Annotated in this window: 15 protein-coding genes; 6 read left to right on the top strand and 9 right to left on the bottom strand. The window is 72.7% G+C overall.

What is annotated here, in order from left to right:
- Positions 1 to 22: 22 nt before the first annotated feature.
- From ABZ642_RS22795 to ABZ642_RS22785, 3 genes are all read right to left on the bottom strand, one after another.
- Complete coding sequence (locus tag ABZ642_RS22795) at positions 23 to 1,921, bottom strand: FAD/NAD(P)-binding protein (protein WP_360486947.1); 1,899 nt, start codon at positions 1,919 to 1,921, stop codon at positions 23 to 25.
- 134 nt (positions 1,922 to 2,055) lie between these two features.
- Positions 2,056 to 3,681 (bottom strand): alkaline phosphatase D family protein, encoded by a 1,626-nt coding sequence (locus ABZ642_RS22790; protein WP_360486944.1) that lies wholly within the window; start codon positions 3,679 to 3,681, stop codon positions 2,056 to 2,058.
- Positions 3,682 to 3,866: 185 nt separating this feature from the next.
- On the bottom strand, positions 3,867 to 4,511 hold the full coding sequence (locus ABZ642_RS22785) for an HNH endonuclease family protein (RefSeq protein ID WP_360486941.1): 645 nt from the start codon (positions 4,509 to 4,511) through the stop codon (positions 3,867 to 3,869).
- Positions 4,512 to 4,934: 423 nt separating this feature from the next.
- On the opposite strand from ABZ642_RS22785, the gene ABZ642_RS22780 reads away from it, so the two are divergent.
- Entirely contained in the window at positions 4,935 to 5,516 is a 582-nt protein-coding gene (locus tag ABZ642_RS22780; protein WP_360486938.1) for a TMEM165/GDT1 family protein, read from the top strand.
- 183 nt (positions 5,517 to 5,699) lie between these two features.
- Positions 5,700 to 6,356 (top strand): HAD-IA family hydrolase, encoded by a 657-nt coding sequence (locus tag ABZ642_RS22775; RefSeq protein WP_360486935.1) that lies wholly within the window; start codon positions 5,700 to 5,702, stop codon positions 6,354 to 6,356.
- A gap of 190 nt (positions 6,357 to 6,546) precedes the next feature.
- Here the strand turns inward: ABZ642_RS22775 and ABZ642_RS22770 are convergent, their stop codons facing one another.
- Positions 6,547 to 7,548, bottom strand: coding sequence for a peptidoglycan-binding domain-containing protein (locus ABZ642_RS22770; protein ID WP_360486932.1), 1,002 nt, complete (start codon positions 7,546 to 7,548; stop codon positions 6,547 to 6,549).
- A gap of 183 nt (positions 7,549 to 7,731) precedes the next feature.
- On the opposite strand from ABZ642_RS22770, the gene ABZ642_RS22765 reads away from it, so the two are divergent.
- A complete protein-coding gene (locus ABZ642_RS22765; RefSeq protein ID WP_360486929.1) occupies positions 7,732 to 9,765 on the top strand; it encodes an MFS transporter in 2,034 nt (677 codons plus the stop codon).
- Here ABZ642_RS22765 and ABZ642_RS22760 read toward each other — a convergent pair.
- Positions 9,758 to 10,255 carry a GNAT family N-acetyltransferase gene (locus tag ABZ642_RS22760; RefSeq protein WP_360486926.1) on the bottom strand — a complete coding sequence of 166 codons (498 nt, stop codon included), beginning with the start codon at positions 10,253 to 10,255 and terminating at the stop codon, positions 9,758 to 9,760. The genes ABZ642_RS22765 and ABZ642_RS22760 overlap by 8 nt on opposite strands.
- 152 nt (positions 10,256 to 10,407) lie before the next feature.
- On the opposite strand from ABZ642_RS22760, the gene ABZ642_RS22755 reads away from it, so the two are divergent.
- Positions 10,408 to 11,061, top strand: a complete 654-nt coding sequence (locus ABZ642_RS22755; protein WP_360486923.1) for a hypothetical protein — start codon at positions 10,408 to 10,410, stop codon at positions 11,059 to 11,061.
- A gap of 5 nt (positions 11,062 to 11,066) precedes the next feature.
- Complete coding sequence (locus tag ABZ642_RS22750) at positions 11,067 to 11,681, top strand: hypothetical protein (RefSeq protein ID WP_360486919.1); 615 nt, start codon at positions 11,067 to 11,069, stop codon at positions 11,679 to 11,681.
- On the opposite strand, the gene ABZ642_RS22745 is transcribed toward ABZ642_RS22750, so the two are convergent.
- Positions 11,667 to 12,137 (bottom strand): DUF1992 domain-containing protein, encoded by a 471-nt coding sequence (locus ABZ642_RS22745; RefSeq protein WP_360486917.1) that lies wholly within the window; start codon positions 12,135 to 12,137, stop codon positions 11,667 to 11,669. The two genes, ABZ642_RS22750 and ABZ642_RS22745, sit on opposite strands and share 15 nt — an antisense overlap.
- Before the next feature lie 91 nt (positions 12,138 to 12,228).
- Here ABZ642_RS22745 and ABZ642_RS22740 point away from each other — a divergent pair, with 91 nt between their 5' ends.
- Complete coding sequence (locus ABZ642_RS22740) at positions 12,229 to 12,618, top strand: hypothetical protein (RefSeq protein ID WP_360486914.1); 390 nt, start codon at positions 12,229 to 12,231, stop codon at positions 12,616 to 12,618.
- Positions 12,619 to 12,628: 10 nt separating this feature from the next.
- On the opposite strand, the gene ABZ642_RS22735 is transcribed toward ABZ642_RS22740, so the two are convergent.
- The 3 genes from ABZ642_RS22735 to proP all read right to left on the bottom strand — a co-directional run bounded on the left by ABZ642_RS22735 (position 12,629) and on the right by proP (position 16,091).
- Entirely contained in the window at positions 12,629 to 13,300 is a 672-nt protein-coding gene (locus ABZ642_RS22735) for an O-methyltransferase (protein WP_360486911.1), read from the bottom strand.
- Positions 13,301 to 13,410: 110 nt separating this feature from the next.
- Positions 13,411 to 14,547 carry a DUF2330 domain-containing protein gene (locus tag ABZ642_RS22730; RefSeq protein WP_360486908.1) on the bottom strand — a complete coding sequence of 379 codons (1,137 nt, stop codon included), beginning with the start codon at positions 14,545 to 14,547 and terminating at the stop codon, positions 13,411 to 13,413.
- A gap of 200 nt (positions 14,548 to 14,747) precedes the next feature.
- The gene (gene proP, locus ABZ642_RS22725; protein WP_360487324.1) at positions 14,748 to 16,091 is read right to left on the bottom strand and encodes a glycine betaine/L-proline transporter ProP; all 1,344 of its coding nucleotides are present in this window, start codon (positions 16,089 to 16,091) and stop codon (positions 14,748 to 14,750) included.
- Between the last annotated feature and the right edge of the window lie 320 nt (positions 16,092 to 16,411).

Genomic DNA, 16,411 nt, shown 5'->3' with positions numbered 1-16,411 from the left:
GGTTTGCGAAATCCGCAAAGGATTAAGCGGCCACCGGCGTGTCCCGCCCGGCGTCCCGCGCCGCCCGCTCCGCTCCCGGCTGCTCTTCGGACCTCGGCGTGGCTGTTCGCAGGACCGCTCGTGCGATCGCGTCGGCGTCCGACAGGGTGACCGAGTCCACGCCCGGCCGGGCGCCCGCCGCGGTCACCCAGTGCACGCCCTCCGTGGGCACGCCGAAGGCGAACCGCCTCGGGTGCGGCAGGCCGTCGCGGTCGCTCAGCCGGTACGGGCGCGGTGTCACGTCCAGCCCCCCGGTCTCGTGGCCGTCCACCCGGTGCGGGCGGCACGCGCCCTCGCGCCGCAGCCCGGCCAGCAGTTCGTCGGCGGTGCGGCGCAGGTCCGGCTCCGGGAGGCGGGCCTCTATGAGCGTGGTCACCCGGACCGCCGAGCCGGGGACCTCCGGCGAGTGCGCCAGCCACGCGCCGTCGGCCCGGTCCACCTCCAGACCGGGGCCCAGCACCGCCACCACGTCCGCCGCCAGCAGCGCGGTCAGTTCCTCGACGCGGCGGCGGGGCGGGCCGATGGACAGGAACGCGTTGAGCGGGGTGTACCAGCCGTCCAGGTGGGCCCGCCGGGAGGCGCCGGTCAGGCCGCCGTGGTCGACGACCAGCCGTATCTCGTTGCGCAGGTCGCGCAGCACGTCCAGGGCCGCCTTGAGCGGGCCGCGCACATTGCCGAGGGCGGCCTGTGCCGCGTCCTCGCGCAGGTGCCCGCGGAGCCAGTCGCGCCAGTCCGCCGGATCGGCGAACTCCCTTTCCCCGTACGGGCGCTGGAGGCGGTCCCAGGACCAGCGGTCCGCCGTCGGGACACCGGCCGCGTCGAGTACGGCGGTCTCCGCGGGCCGGCCGTCGGCCGTGAGGAAGCGCTCGGTGAGGTCCGGGTCGCCGGTCAGGACCGTGTAGTAGACCGTCTCCACCTCCTTGGCGACCAGCGGCCAGACCTCCGCGAGGAAGTCGGGTGCCTCGCCGGAGTCCGCGCGTTTGCGCAGGCTCGCGATCACCTCGGGGGTGAGCAGCAGTGGGGTGTGCCGCCCGTACGGACCCTTGGCGTTGTCGCCGCGTGCCTGGTAGGGGACACCCCGCCGGGAGCCCGCGTACAGGCGGGGCTCGCGGCCGGAGGGCGTGTAGCGCAGGGCGCCGTCGGGGGTGCGGGCGAAACGGCCGCCCCGGCCGGTGGTGAGCAGGGCCAGGTGGTCGAAGAAGTTGAGGCCGAGGCCGCGCAGCAGCACCGGTTCGCCGGGGGCGATCGGGGTGAGATCGACGTCGGCCGGGTTGGCGGGCGGGATGTGGCGCAGGCCGTGCCGGGCGGCGTGTGCCAGGTGGCGGTGGTCCTCGGGGGTCGCCGTCGCCGGCAGGTGGCCCTGGGCCAGCACCACCGCCGCCAGACCGGGCAGGGCGCGGCCGTCGTCGAGGGTGAGCGTCTGGCGGCCGTCGGGGTCCTCGGCGAGCCGTACGGCACGGGCGCGGTGGGTCTCCACGCGGACCGCCTCCGGTGCCCGGGCGACCGTCCTGGCGAACACCCACTCCAGGTAGCGGCCGTAGTGGGCGCGGGTCGGGTAGTCGTCGGGGCCCAGCTCGCCGGCCGCCCACTCGTACAGGCTGGGGCCGGGCCGGACCGGGCCCGAGCACTCCACGCTGTCGTCGGTGAACAGGGTCACCTGGCTCGCCACGGTGTTCATCAGCAGCTCCGCCGACTGCGCCGTGCGCCAGACCCGGCCCGGGCCCGGCGGCGCCGGGTCGATCACATGGACCGTCAGGCGCGATCCCGGGGGCAGCAGCTCGGGTGCGGAGGCGCAGAGGCGTTCCAGGACGCTGGTGCCGCGCGGGCCGGCGCCGACCAGGGCGACGGCGACCGGGGCGGATTCCTGGGGCGAGGCAGACAACGACGTGACTCCCGGGCGTGTGGGGCGCTGGGCAGGAACACCGCCCGCACGGGATCAGGAAGCGGACGGTCCGCCTCATCATGCCGTCGCGATTAACAGAAGCCAACGCGCGCCCCACTCGCCTCGGATGTCCCTCATGGGGCGGTGAGGGTGGACTCCTCCACGGTCTCCAGCGTCCCGTTCCGCCGGGCCCGCTCCAGCCGCAGCCGGGCCGAACGGCCGTGCAGGGTCAGCGTCATGAGCTGGTTGCCGAACCACGGGCCGCCCCGCTTCCGCCAGGTCACCGGCGGTCGCGCACAGCGTCCGTGCCGGGTGAACCGCCGTCCGAGGAACCGGGCCAGGGCGCTCCAGCCGAACCGGAACCCCACCCGGATCGTCGGCGGCACCGAGTTGTGGACCGGTGAGCAGGTGAGTTGCAGCACACGAGCGGCGGGCCCGGTGCCGGCCGGCCACACGGGCTCGGCGACGTAGGCGTGGTGGACGTCCCCGGAGAGCACACAGATCGACGCGGGTGCCCCGGGACCCGAGCCGGTGCGGGCGATCAGGCCGGCCAGTTCGGCGAAGGAGACCGGGAAGGCCGCCCAGTGCTCCAGATCGGCCGCACGGCGCAGCCGCTCCCCGAACCCGGCCCAGCGGGCGCCCCGTTCGCCCCTACACAGGGCCGCGTCCCAGGTCTCCAGGTCGTGTATGAGATGCGGCAGCAGCCAGGGCAGCGAGGTGCCGACCAGGAGATGGTCGTACGACTCCCGGTCGGCCAGCGCCTGTTCGCGCAGCCACTCGGCCTCGCCGGGGTCGAGCATGGCGCGGTTGCCCTCGTCCAGTACCCGGGCCGCCCGGGTGTCCACCATCAGCAGCCGCACCCGCCCGAAGTCGCGCCGGTAACTCCAGCGCACCGAGGACGGGTCGGTGTCGGCCCTGGCCGCGAAGGCGCGCAACTCGTCCGTGCCGTCGGGGGACGCGCATACGGCCGTGTACAGCGGGTCGGCGGCCAGTTCGGCGGGGGAGAGGTTCCCCAGGTGCTGGTGCACCCAGTACGACATCAGCCCGCTCAGCAGCCGCTCCTGCCACCAGGGCGTGGCCCGTACGTCGGCGAGCCAGGCGGCGGAGGTGTTCCAGTCGTCCATGACGTCGTGGTCGTCGAAGATCATGCAACTGGGCACGGTGGACAGCAGCCAGCGCACCTCGGGGTCGAGCCAGGACTCGTAGTAGAGGCGGGTGTACTCCTCGTAGTCCGCTACCTCGGCGCCGGGCGGCTCCGACAGGTCGCGGCGGGCGGCCAGCCAGTGGTGGGTCGCCGCCGAGGTCTCGTCGGCGTACACCTGGTCGCCCAACAGCAGCAGGACGTCCGGCCGTTCACCGCCGGCGGCGACGCGTGCGGCCAGGCTGTCCAGGGCGTCGGGGCCGACCGGGTCCTGGCCGTCGGCCGGGGGAGCGGCCCAGCGGCAGGAGCCGAAGGTCACCCGCAGCTCGTCGCCCTCGGCGGGCGCACGTATCACCGGGGCCGGGAAGGGGGAGCCCGGCAGCGGCCACACCCGCGTGCCGTCCAGGACCACCTCGTACGGCGTGGAAGTCCCCGGTGTCAGCCCGGTGACCGGGACCAGGGCGTAGTGGTGGCCGGCCACCTGGAAGGTGCTCGTGCTGCCGCCGGCCCCGTCCGGGCAGCGCACCTCGGCGGTGCACGGACGGCTCGTCTCGACCCAGACGGTCGCCGACGAGCCGTCGGTGTACCTCAGCAGTGGTCCCAGGCGCAGTCCGGCCACGTTCGCCCGCCCTCTTTCCCGGTCGGTTCGCCTCCGTCGCCCCGTACGGTACGGAACGGCGGAGGTCGGCGGGGAGGCTTCGACACGGGAAAGAGTGCGGGAAGGGGGGTGGAGCGTGGCCGGAACGCGGGGGAAGCGGGACCTTCTGTGCGCCCGGCTGTCCGCCGGGCTGTCCGCCGGTCGGGTCAGCAGCCGGAGAGGTAGCTGGTGAGCGCGCTCTTCTCGGCGGAGTCGACCGAGAGGCCGTAGTAGTACTTCACCTGGACCCAGGCGCGGACGTAGGTGCAGCGGTACGACGTCAGCGACGGCATCCAGGTGGCCGGGTCCTGGTCGCCCTTGGACTGGTTGACGTTGTCCGTGACGGCGAGCAGCTGCGGGCGGGTGACGTCGTTGGCGAAGGCCTCGCGCTGCGCGGTGGTCCAGTTGCGGGCACCGGAGTCCCAGGCCTCGGCCAGCGGCACGAGGTGGTCGATGTCGACGTCGGAGGCGGCGGTCCAGGTGGCGCCGTCGTAGGGGGAGTACCAGCTGCCGCTGGTGGCGGTGCAGGCGGAGTTGGTGACGACGTTCGAACCGTCCCGCTTGAGGATCCACTCGCGGGTGTTGCAGGTGCCGCTGATGGTGTCCCAGGTCGGGAAGAGGTCGCGCGCGTAGCCGGTCCTGACCTCGGTCGCCACGGTGAGCGAGGCGAGGTAGGTGCGGGCGGTGGACGCGCTGACCGGGGTGGGGAGGGCGGCCGAGGCGCTCGGGGAGTTGAAAAGGGCGACGGAGGCTATCAGGCCGGTGAACGCCGCGAGTATGCTGAGGCGTCGACGCGCGTAGAACTTCGGCATGGGAACTCCCTTGTGGGGGTGGGATGTTGGAGCGCGGGCGAGGGAATGCTCGCGCCGTCGTGTTGCCGGGGAGTGAGCGTTGGGTAAGAAGCTAGTGACGTGTGCATGACACGACAAGGTGTGCGACGTGACTCACAGGCGGGATCTTCGGCCTTGGAAATCGGTGTGGTGGTCACGTACCGTGGAGGGCGTTGAAGGGGAGTAGCTCTTCGCCGGACCGTCGACATACTGCTCAGCCCGTCTGAGCCGGCGCCCGGAGGCGGACCTCGATCACGAGGCCGCCAGCGAGACCTTCGGCAAGCAGTGCATGCCTGTGCCGTACAGCGGCGCGGGTGATCCATGTGTGCTGCCGTGCCGAGGTGTCGTGTGTTCCGCGCGAAGTGCAGCACTCTCGGTGGGGTGGCCCCGACCGATTGAGGACCCTTGATCAGCATCACCGTGACGGCGCTCGTCTTCGGCGTCATCTTCCTCGCCGAACTGCCCGACAAGACCGCGCTCGCCGGCCTCGTCCTGGGCACGCGCTACCGGGCGTCCTACGTCTTCGCCGGCGTCGCGGCCGCCTTCCTCCTGCACGTCGTGCTCGCCGTCGCGGCCGGCAGTGTGCTGACCCTGCTGCCCCAGCAGATCGTGCACGCCCTGACCGGCGTGCTCTTCCTCGGCGGCGCGGCCGTGCTGCTGCTGAAGAAGGGCGAGGAGGAAGAGGAGGTCCGCAAGCCCGCCGACCAGTCCTTCTGGAAGGTCGCCGGTACCGGGTTCATGCTCATCCTGGTCGCCGAGTTCGGTGACCTCACGCAGATCATGACGGCGAACCTCGCGGCCCGGTACGACGACCCGCTCTCCGTCGGCCTCGGCGCGGTGCTCGGCCTGTGGGCGGTGGCCGGACTCGGCATCGTCGGCGGCAAGGCGCTGATGAAGAAGGTGCCGCTGCGGCTGATCACGCAGATCGCGGCCGTGCTGATGCTGGCGCTGGGCGTGTGGAGCCTGTGGGAGGCGATCGCGGGCTGAGCCGGACGTGCCCTGTCGGGGGGCCGGCGAGCTGAAGAATCGGTGAACGGTCGGCGACGGCGGTGGCCAGATGGCCGCTCCGTTTTGTACCGTGGAGAAACAAAGTGGCTCCCGCTCGTTTTCCCTGACCGGCGGGCGGGGCCGCTCTGTTTTGCTTTGCCCGGCCTGCTTAGGAGCTGCCCGATGACGGCCACCGTCCTCACCGCCCGCGCCCTCCTGCTCGACATGGACGGCACCCTCGTCAACTCGGACGCCGTCGTCGAACGCATCTGGCGGCGCTGGTCCGAGCGGTACGGGCTGGACGGCGACGAGGTCATGAAGGTCGTCCACGGGCGCCAGGGGCACGCGTCGATGGCGGTGCTGCTGCCGGACCGGCCGGTCCAGCAGAACCTCGCGGACAACGCGCGGATGCTGGCCGAGGAGACCGCCGACATGGACGGCGTGGTCGAGGTCCCGGGCGCCGCGGCCTTCCTCGCCTCCCTGGACGGGCTGCCGCACGCCCTGGTGACCTCGGCGGACGTGGCGCTGTCCACGGCGCGGATGGCGGCGGCCGGGCTGCCGCTGCCGGCGGTGCGGATCACGGCGGAGTCGGTGGGCGCGAGCAAGCCGGACCCCGAGGGTTTCCTGAAGGGCGCGGCCGAGCTGGGCGTCGCCCCGGCGGACTGCGTGGTCTTCGAGGACTCGGGCGCGGGGATCGCGGCGGGGCGCGCGGCGGGGATGCGGGTGGTGGGCGTCGGGGCCCGGGCGGGCGTGCACGGGCCGGACGCGGTGGTGCGGGACCTGACGGGGGTACGGGTGGAGACCGCGGCCGACGGCTCCCTGCGGGTGTATGTCGGCTGAGGCGGCGGTGGGGGTGGTGCGGTTGTGGGCGAGTGCGGGCCCGGTGGGGGCTGGTCGCGCAGTTCCCCGCGCCCCCAGGGGGGTTGTCCTCGAAGTCGGCTTCAGGATCAATGCCGGGAAGGGGCGCGGGGAACTGCGCGCTCTGCCCCCACCCACCCGCACCTGACCGACAACCGCAACCACCCCCTCCCTACGGTTCCGTCGTCTCCGACTCCAGGGCCGTCCGGGTGGCCGTCCCGTACACCCCCGACTCGTCCGTCAGGATCCCCCGCGCCAGCTGGTACGTCCGTACCGCGTCCTCGGTCTCGCGGTCGTAGTGGCCGTCGGCCCTCCCGGACAAGAGCCTCAGCTGCGCCAGCCGCAACTGGAGCTCCGTCACCTCGGCGCCGCTGTCTCCGAGGCGCAGGACCGGCGCCGACGTGGGCTGGGCGGAGGCCGCCGTGCCGGTCGTCGACGCCGACCGGGTCGGCGTGGCGGAGCGGGACGCGGTCGCGGACGGACTCGCGCTCACCGTCCGTGCGGGCGAGGCCGTCGGCGAGGCGCTCGCGTCGGCGGACGCGGCCGGTACGGCCGGCGCCGGCGCCCTCGCCGATGTCACCGGCGCCGCCGCCGAAGGCGACCCTGTGCTCGGCGTCACGTCGGGAACGCTCGCCCGGACGTCCTTCGGCGCCGCCGTGTCCCGTGCCGGCGTCACATGGGAGAACAGCCCGCTCGCGAAACCGGCCGCCGCGAGGATCCCGAACACCGCCCCGGCGATCGACAGGACCAGCACCCACCGGGGCCGGCGCCGAGGGGCCTCTCCCCGGCCGGGAGAGGCGACGGAAGCCTCACCGAGCTCCGCACCGGCGCCCGCCGGCTCCCGCACCACCCGCAACGCCGTCGTCGCCGACCCGACCACCGTCGGCGGCTGGGTTCTCCCCCCATCGGCCCCGGCATCACCACCACCCCTGGCTCCGTCCCTGGCGTCGGCCCCGGCTTCCGTCCCGGCCTCCGTCCCGGCTCCAGCCCCGGAAAGATCGACGTACGGCCGTATCCGCAGTGGGTCGAAGTCCTCCGCGGCCGCCTGTTCGGCCGTACGGGCGTCGCGCAGTGCGTCCGATGCTCGTCGGGTGCAGTCGCAGGAGGGCGTGTTGTCCGCCCCTCTCGGCGCCCCGCACTCCGGGCACCGGTGGCCCCCGGTCGTGTCCGTCACGGTGTTCGTCCCCTCCCCTCGGGTCCCCCGCGTCCCCTCACGAACTCCACAGGTTATGCCGCACACCCACACGTACGTTCGCCGGATCCCCTTGTCTCAGAGGGGGCGAAGAGGGTTCGACGGGCCATACCGGGCGACAACCTCCACGATGGAAGATGGCTGAAAGCACTCCGGGAGGTCTCCATGGCCCTGGACATGACGCACACCCAGGCGAAGGACGCGGAGCACGTACCCGGCAACGTGCTCGTCCCGATCGGTGCGCTGCTGCTCGGCCTGCTGCTGGCCGCGCTGGACCAGACCATCGTGTCGACCGCGTTGCCGACGATCGTCAGCGACCTGGGCGGGCTCGAGCATCTGTCGTGGGTGGTCACCGCCTACCTGCTGGCCTCCACGGCCGCCACCCCGCTGTGGGGCAAGCTCGGTGACCAGTACGGGCGCAAGCGGCTCTTCCAGGCGGCGATCGTGATCTTCCTCGTCGGGTCGGCCCTGTGCGGGATGGCCCAGAACATGGGCGAGCTGATCGGCTTCCGCGCCCTGCAGGGGCTGGGCGGCGGCGGGCTGCTGGTGCTGTCGATGGCGATCGTGGGGGACCTCGTGCCGCCGCGTGAACGAGGGCGCTACCAGGGCCTGTTCGGTGCCGTCTTCGGCGCTACGAGTGTGCTGGGGCCGCTGCTCGGCGGGGTGCTCACCGAGCACCTGAGCTGGCGCTGGGTGTTCTACGTCAACCTGCCCGTCGGCGTGGTCGCGCTCGCCGTGATCGCGGTCGCGCTGCACATACCGCGCAGGACCGCCCGCCACCGGATCGACTATCTCGGCACGCTGCTGATCGCCGCCGTCGCCACCTGCCTGGTACTGGTGGCCTCGCTGGGCGGGACGACCTGGCGCTGGGGGTCGCCGCAGATCATCGGGCTGGCGGTGCTCGGGGTGCTGCTCGCCGTCGCCTTCGTGGCCGTCGAGCGACGGGCCGCCGAACCCGTGCTCCCGCTGAAGCTCTTCGGCATCCGCACCTTCACGCTCGCCGCCGTGATCAGCTTCATCGTCGGCTTCGCGATGTTCGGCGCGATGACCTATCTGCCGACCTTCCTCCAGGTCGTGCAGGGCATCTCGCCGACCCTGTCGGGTGTGCACATGCTGCCGATGGTGATCGGCCTGCTGCTGTCCTCCACCCTGTCCGGCCAGATCGTCAGCCACACGGGCCGCTGGAAGGTGTTCCCGATCGCCGGCACCGCCGTCACCGCCTTCGGCCTGCTGCTGCTCCACCGGCTCGACGAACACAGCTCGACGCTCGAGATGAGCTGCTACTTCTTCGTCTTCGGCCTGGGCCTCGGACTGGTCATGCAGGTGCTGGTGCTGATCGTGCAGAACTCCGTCTCGTACGAGGATCTCGGCGTCGCCACCTCCGGCGCGACCTTCTTCCGCTCCATCGGCGCCTCCTTCGGCGTGGCGATCTTCGGCTCGGTCTTCGCGAGCCGCCTCGCCGACAAGCTGGCCGACGCCTTCCGGGGCGTCCGCCTCCCGGCCGGTGTCACCCCGGACGCCCTCAAGGCGGACCCGCGCGGCATCACCGAACTGCCGCCCGCGCTGCGCCCGGCGGCCCTGCACGCGTACGCGTCCTCGATCACCGACGTCTTCCTGTACGCCGCCCCGGTGGCCGCCCTCGGCTTCGTCCTGGCCTGGTTCCTCAAGGAGGACCGGCTGCGCGGCTCGGTCACCGCGCCGGACGTGTCGGAGACCATCCCGCCCAACCCGGTGCAGCGCTCGTCGTACGACGAGTGCTGCCGGGCCCTGTCACTGCTCGGCACCCGCGAGGGCCGTCGGGAGATCTACCGGAAGATCAACGAGCGGGCCGGGGTGGACCTGCTGCCCGCCGCGGGCTGGCTGTTGCTGCGGATCCGCAGGTACGGCTCGGTGGAGCCGGGCCGGCTCGCCGAGCGCGGGGTCGTCCCGATGACCGTCGTCCTGGAGGGCGCCCGCCAGCTGGAGGAGCGGCACCTCGTCGACCGCCTGGGCCTCGACCTGACCCTGACCGAGCAGGGCCGTGCGACCGCCGAACGGCTCGCGAAGGCCCGCGAGGAGTCCCTGGCCGACCTGCTCGGCGACTGGTGGAGCTCCGACCGGTCCACCGACCTGGACCGCCTGGTGCGCGACCTGACCGACGAACTGTGCGGCACCGAACGCGAACAGCCCCAGAACCCGGCCCCCCGGCAGGTCAGTTGACGAGTTCCTTGCGGAACCAGTGCTCGGCGTAGACGTCGTCGTTGTGCGGTTCGCTCTCGGTGTAGCCGAGCCGCGCGTACAGGGCGCGGGCCTCGACGAGGTCGGTGCGGGTGTCCAGCACGAGCCGCCCGGCCCCGAGCGCGCGGGCCGCGTCCTCGGCCGCCGCGACGAGGAGCGCGGCGCCGCCCCTGCCGCGCATCCCCTCCTGCACGAAGACCCGGGTGAGTTCCGCGGTGGCCGGGTCCAGGAGCCGTACGCCCGCACTGCCGGCCGGCGCACCGTCGTACCGTGCGATCAGCAACCGCCCCGCGGGCGGGGCGAGTTCGGATCCCGGGTGGGCGGCGATCTCGCGTTCCAGCTCGGCCGGGTCGGTGCGCCGGCCCTCGTGGCGCAGGTACCAGCGGTCGCTGACCTCCGTGTAGTACGCCCGCCACAGGGCGGCGGCCACGGGTGAGTCGGGGCGTTCCGGGGTGATCGTCCAGGTGGTCATGGACGGCAGTCTCGGGTGGGTCCGGGGGGTTCGTGCAACCGAATTCGGTGCGGGCCCGGTCCGGCCGCACGGTCCGGGGCTGTTTGCGGGGCGCTGTACGGGTCACCCGGAGGGCGAGCCGGCCCGTCGGGCCGAGACACCGGAAGGCAACCATGTCCACAGGCTTGATCATCGCGATTGTGATCGTGGCCGCCGTGGTCGTCGTCGCGGCCGTGCTGGCCGCGCGCTCCAGGAGCCATGGCCCGCACGGCCTGAAGCAGCGCTTCGGGCCCGAGTACGAGCGGGCCGTGGCCCGGCACAACGGCGACACCAAGGCGGCCGAGCAGGAGCTGGCCGAACGGGTGCAGCGCCACGGCGACCTGAACGAGCGGCCGCTGGAACCGGCGGAGCGCGAACGTTACGCGGCCCGCTGGACGACCGCACAGGAACACTTCGTCGACTCGCCTCGGGAGTCCGTGACCGAGATCGACCGGCTGCTCGCCGAAGTGGCGGCCGCCCGCGGCTTCCCGGCCGGTGCCGAGTACGACGACCAGCTCGCCGCGCTGTCCGTGCACCACGCCGACCACGTCGACGGCTACCGACGCGTCCACAGCGCCGCCCAGGCGCCCGTGGACGGGGCCCAGCAGAACCAGGCGGGCACCGAGGAGATGCGTACGGCCATGATCGAGGCCCGCTCCCTCTTCGACGACCTGGTCGCCCCGTCGGCCGACGACACCGGCCGGCACCACGCCGGGGTCGGTGCCGACACCGGCCGCCATCCGCATCTGCCCTGGTCCGCCGACCGGAGCCGTCCGAAGGAGAGCTGACCGACATGACCGACGCGAGGACAGAGAAGGGCCGCCCGCAGGGGAGCGGCGACATATATCCCGGCGACGAGGCGATGCCGGGACGGGAGGAGCGCACCGCCGAGCGCTCGACCGACCGGGGCGACGCCTCCGTCAGGGGGGTCACCCCCGGGCGCGAGGACATCGCGCCCGAGCGTGGGGCCGACCGGGACCAGGCGTCCGGGCCGGCGGTGCTGGTGGCCGGCCAGGGTCCGGGCCATGCGCCGGACGCGGCCCGCGCCGACCGGCCGGGGCGCGACGCCGACCGGCGGATGCCCGACGACGACCGGCGGATGTCCAAGGACGACCCGGCGCGTGACGAGCGGCTGATGCCGAACGAGGAGTGCGGGCAGCTGGAACGGCGCCTGCAGCACGCGGTCACCGGTTTCGTCGACGAGCCTCGCGCGGCCGTGGAGGAGGCCGACCGGGCCGTCGAGGAACTCAGCGCCCGCTTCACCGACGCCGTCGACCGGCGCCGCCGTACCCTGCGCGGCAGCTGGCAGGAGACCGACCGGGACCACCCCGGCACGACCGACACCGAGCAACTCCGGCTGGCCCTGCGCGACTACCGCGAACTGGCGGACCGGCTAATGCACATCTGAGTCACCCGAGTCACCCGAGTCACCTGAGCCACCTGAGTCCGGTTCCGACCCGGCCGCCGCCCGGCGCTCCCGCCACTCGCGTACGACCTCATCGACGTCGTACGGCTTCTTGCCCAGCGGGGGCCCGGGCGGCGGCTTGAACATCATGTCCCGGATCTTCACGTTGACCTCGGTGATGATGCCGCGGACGAGCCGCTCCGAGGGGGCCGCGTAGGCGGCCGCCAGAGCGTCCTCCGCCTCCTTGCGCAACGCGAGGGCCGGGGGCAGCATCGCCAGGCCCTCCCGGGCCATCTTCCGTTTGATCCACCACAGTTCGTCGTACGGCGTGTCCAGGTCGGCCGGCAACGGCTCGCCCGCGCCGGTGAGTTGATCGAAGTCACCGCGCTGCTGCGCATCACGGATCTGCTTGTCGACCCAGGACTCGAACGGTACCCCGGGTGGCTTTCGCTCGGTCATGACTTCATTGTGCCGGACGCCACCCCGCCGGGCGTTTTATCATGCGCCGGAGATCCAGGAACGATTCAGGAACCGCGCAGGGGGAACGCACGTGCTCGAACTCACCATGGCTTCCGTGTCCGGAGACGCGGGCGAGACGGCCGGGATGCTCATGGCCGACGCGCCCAGCGAGCCGGGCGCCGTGCTGCGAGTGGGCCGCGATGCCTCCGCCTGCCGGCTCACCACGCCCGACGACTGGCTGTTCGTCTCCCGGGTGCACCTGGAGTTCCTGTGTGGGCCCGAGGGCGGCTGGCAGGTCACCTGGCTGCGCGGTTCCCAGGCCGAACCGTCCTCCGAGGTGCTGCTGACCGTCGGCGAGTACGCCCAGGCCATCGGGTACGGCGGCACGGTCGCACTGCCCCGGGGCGGCTCCGGCGAGATCGTCGTCCGGGACCGCACCGCCCCGCGCAGCGTCAACGTGGGCTTCTACCACGAGGGTTGAGCGGCACCCCTCAGTCGAGCACCCGGGCCAGGGCGAAGCCGTCGTAGCCCTTGCTGCCGACCGTCTGGATCGCCGTGCCGCTCAGCCTCGGGTGGGTGGCGATCAGCTCGATCGCGGCGCGGGTGCCGACCACGTCCGGTTCGCCGCTGTCGGCGTCGGCGACCCGGCCGCCGCGCACCACGTTGTCGACGACGATCAGGCTGCCGGTGCGGGTGAGCCGCAGCGCCCACTCCACGTAGTGCGGGTTGTTGGCCTTGTCGGCGTCGATGAAGACCAGGTCGAAGGGGGCCGGGTTCTCGTCGGCGAGTTTGGGCAGCGACTCCAGGGCGGGGCCGACCCGCACCTCGACGAGCCGCTCCAGGCCGGCGCGGGCGATGTTGCGGATCGCGACCTCGGCGTGCCGGGCGTTGTACTCCAGCGAGATCAGCCTGCCGTCCTCGGGCAGGGCGCGGGCCAGCCAGATGGTGCTGTAGCCGCCTAGGGTGCCGATCTCCAGGATGCTCCGGGCGTCCTGGATCTGCGCGAGGAGCTGGAGCAGCTTGCCCTGGTTGGCGGTCACGCTGACGTGCGGGAGGTCGTTGGCCTCGCTCTCGCGCAGGGCCGCCTGGAGCGCCTCGTCGTCCGGCGAGAGGTGGCTGGTGAAGTAGAAGTCGACGTCGTCCCAGAGCTGAGAGCCGCTCATGCGTCCGCTGCCTTTCGGATGTCCGGTAACTGCCCTCTGACAGCTATCTGCTTAGCACTACTTAGGCGACGGGTGCCTCGGTGATCCACCGCCCCGGTACCGGACGGAACTCAGCCGATCGGCGCAGGGGGCCGGGCCGGTGGCGGTGGCGGCCGCACCGGCGGTGGTGGCGGCGGGGCCGGGCGGCGGGAGCGTCGTACGGCCGCCACGGAGGTGACCGTGACGGCCAGCAGCAGCGCGCCGCCGACCGTCAGCAGCCACAGCGGGATCCCGGCCGCCTCGCGCAGCCGGTCCTCGTAGACGACCTGCTGGAAGGGGGTGTCCGAGGAGGCCCGGCGCAGCACGTGGTCGCCGGATATCCGGGACGGGTACGGGAACTCCTGGCCGATGGCCGTCAGATACGGGGTGCCGGCGGCGAGTTCGCGCAGATCGCCGGCCGGACGGCTGAGACGGCCGGCGTAGACGACCCTCGGGGGTTCGCCGCCGATCGCCGAGCGCGGCTCCATGCGGTGCGCGGCGAGCACGTACAGGCCCAGTGACTGCGGGGTGGCCGCGAGCCTGGACAGCCGCATCGGGTAGACCGGCCGGTCGCTGGCGAAGGCGAGGCGCAGCGGGTCGAGGGCGCCGTTCAGCGTGGAGCCCGCGGTCTCGGGGGCGAGCCTGACCGCGACGTACTCCCAGCGCTGGTCGACGTAGGGCCGCAGCGCGGTGTCCAGGCGGGGCGGTGACGGGAAGCCGTTGCCGCGCAGCCAGCCGTCCAGGGCGCCGGGGTCGGTGGCGGTCAGCTGGGCCACGTCGAACGGGCCGAGCCGCAGGCGGTCGACCACGCCGACGCGGGGGGCCTGCGCGGCGCCGCCGGGCGGGCCTGCGGGCGTGGTGCCCCCGGTGGTGAGGGGCCAGTCGCCGTTCTGGGGCCAGAGGTGGTACCGGGTGCGGTGCACCGGGGCGGTGAGGGTGTGCAGCTCGTCGAAGAGGGCCGGGTCGCCGAGGGCGACGGTGGCGCGGTGCGGGACGGGCATGATCCAGGCGGCGTGGTCGGCGTCGCCGTCGACCGTCAGGCGCATCACGATCTCCTCGCGGGTGCCGTCCCAGCGCAGGACCGACTCCTCCCGGCCGACGGTGACCTGCTGCCGGTCGCCGGGGACGAGGGCGCCGCAGCCGCAGGCGAAGGCGGGGGCGGCGAGCCGGCTCAGCTGGATGCCGAGGAGTGTGAGCAGGACCACGAGAACACGTGCGCGCCCGACCATGAACCGTTGCCCTCCGCCCGTGTGTGGATCACCGACTGCAGACGGTATAGCGGAGGGCATGGTTCCTGGGCCTGTTCCGGACAGCCACCGTCTGTCTACCGACGGTACGCGCAGGGAGTGCGGAGCGTTCGAACAGCGCAGGTGGGTGGGGCCGAGCGCGCCCGCGCGGCGGAGCCGCACATCGACGCAGCCCCGCGCCCCTAAAGGGGCGCTTCGACCGACGGCGCGGAACCAGGCAGCGGCTTGCCTGCTGTCTCTGTCATGCGCCAGGCCGCGAAGCCGCCGATGACCGCGGCCGCCATCATGTAGTACGCGGGCATCATCATGTTGCCCGTCGCTCCGATCAGGGCCGTCACCACCAGCGGGGTCGTGCCGCCGAAGAGGGAGACCGAGACGTTGAAGCCGATCGACAGGGAGCCGTAGCGGACCCGGGTCGGGAACAGGGCCGGGAGGGCCGCCGGCATCGCCGCCGTGAAGCAGACCAGGAGGAGGCCGAGGGCGCCCATGCCGAGGGCGACCGCCAGCAGGCTGCCCTGGCGGATCAGGAGCAGGGCCGGGACGGAGAGCAGGAGGAAGCCCGCACAGCCCGCGGCGATCACCGGGCGGCGGCCGACGCGGTCGGTCAGGGCGCCGGCGAACGGCTGGACGATCATCATCAGGGTCATGACGGCGAGCACCACCAGCAGGCCGTGCGTCTCGTCGTACTTCAGCTCGCTGGTCAGATAGCTCGGCATGTACGACAGCAGCATGTAGTCCGTGACGTTGAAGACCAGGACCAGGGCCATGCACAGCAGCAGGGCCTTCCACTGGCCGGTGATCATCTCGCGCAGCGGGACCTTCGGGCGGGACTGCTCGGCCTTCTCGACCTCCGCGGTGAACGCGGGGGTCTCCTCCAGGCGCATCCGCAGGTACAGGCCGATGATGCCCATCGGGCCCGCGATCAGGAACGGGATGCGCCAGCCCCAGGAGGTGAGGTCGCCGTCGGAGAGCAGGGCCGTCATCAGGGTGACCAGGCCCGCGCCGCCGATGTAGCCCGCGAGCGTGCCGAACTCCAGCCAGCTGCCGAAGAAGCCGCGCCTCTTGTCGGGCGCGTACTCGGCGATGAACGTGGACGCGCCCGCGTACTCGCCGCCGGTCGAGAAGCCCTGCACCAGGCGGGCGGCGAGGAGCAGGATCGGGGCGCCGACGCCGATCGTCGCGTACGAGGGGATCAGGCCGATCGCGAAGGTGCCGGCCGCCATCATGATCATGGTGACGGCGAGGACCTTCTGGCGGCCCACGCGGTCGCCGAGCGGGCCGAAGACCATGCCGCCGAGCGGGCGGACCAGGAAGGCCGCGGCGAAGGCGCCGAACGTGGACAGCAGCTGGGCGGTCGGGTTGCCGGACGGGAAGAAGACCTTGCCCAGGGTCACCGCGATGTAGCTGTAGACGCCGAAGTCGAACCACTCCATGGCGTTGCCGAGCGCGGCCGCCTTCACGGCGCGCTTCACCAGCGCGGGGTCGGTGACGGTCGGCGCGGGCGCGGCCGTGCGGGGGCCGGGGATCTTGACGGACGGGGTGACGGCTGTGGCGGTCGCCAAAACGGGGCTCGCCTACCTTTCGACGGGGACGGGGGCGCGGCCCGTACGGCGCCGGACGGGTCGAAAAGCGACGATAGGAGGACTTGGGCCCGTCACGTCGCGTACACGCATCCGTGCATTGTGCAGCTAAATGCGGTGTATGCAGGGACGTATGCCCGCTCCCGCGCCCGTATGCGGACCCCGCACTGTGATCCTTGTCGCGCTGCACACGGGCAACCGCACCCCTTTCGCGCTGTCGCCTTCCGGACAAAACGCGGCCGGACGTCAGGTGGCGAGGGGGCCGC

It is taken from the genome of Streptomyces sp. NPDC007157 (assembly GCF_040634235.1).
In the GTDB taxonomy this organism is placed as follows: domain Bacteria; phylum Actinomycetota; class Actinomycetes; order Streptomycetales; family Streptomycetaceae; genus Streptomyces.
This window is presented reverse-complemented; position numbering and strand designations above follow the sequence as displayed.

Bases quoted from the DNA above. Each gene is read 5' to 3' on its own strand.
- ABZ642_RS22785 (WP_360486941.1), bottom strand. From the start codon at position 4,511: ATGCCGAAGTTCTACGCGCGTCGACGCCTCAGCATACTCGCGGCGTTC.
- ABZ642_RS22775 (WP_360486935.1), top strand. From the start codon at position 5,700: ATGACGGCCACCGTCCTCACCGCCCGCGCCCTCCTGCTCGACATGGAC.
- ABZ642_RS22765 (WP_360486929.1), top strand. From the start codon at position 7,732: ATGGCCCTGGACATGACGCACACCCAGGCGAAGGACGCGGAGCACGTA.
- ABZ642_RS22760 (WP_360486926.1), bottom strand. From the start codon at position 10,255: ATGACCACCTGGACGATCACCCCGGAACGCCCCGACTCACCCGTGGCC.
- ABZ642_RS22755 (WP_360486923.1), top strand. From the start codon at position 10,408: ATGTCCACAGGCTTGATCATCGCGATTGTGATCGTGGCCGCCGTGGTC.
- ABZ642_RS22750 (WP_360486919.1), top strand. From the start codon at position 11,067: ATGACCGACGCGAGGACAGAGAAGGGCCGCCCGCAGGGGAGCGGCGAC.
- ABZ642_RS22745 (WP_360486917.1), bottom strand. From the start codon at position 12,137: ATGACCGAGCGAAAGCCACCCGGGGTACCGTTCGAGTCCTGGGTCGAC.
- ABZ642_RS22735 (WP_360486911.1), bottom strand. From the start codon at position 13,300: ATGAGCGGCTCTCAGCTCTGGGACGACGTCGACTTCTACTTCACCAGC.
- ABZ642_RS22730 (WP_360486908.1), bottom strand. From the start codon at position 14,547: ATGGTCGGGCGCGCACGTGTTCTCGTGGTCCTGCTCACACTCCTCGGC.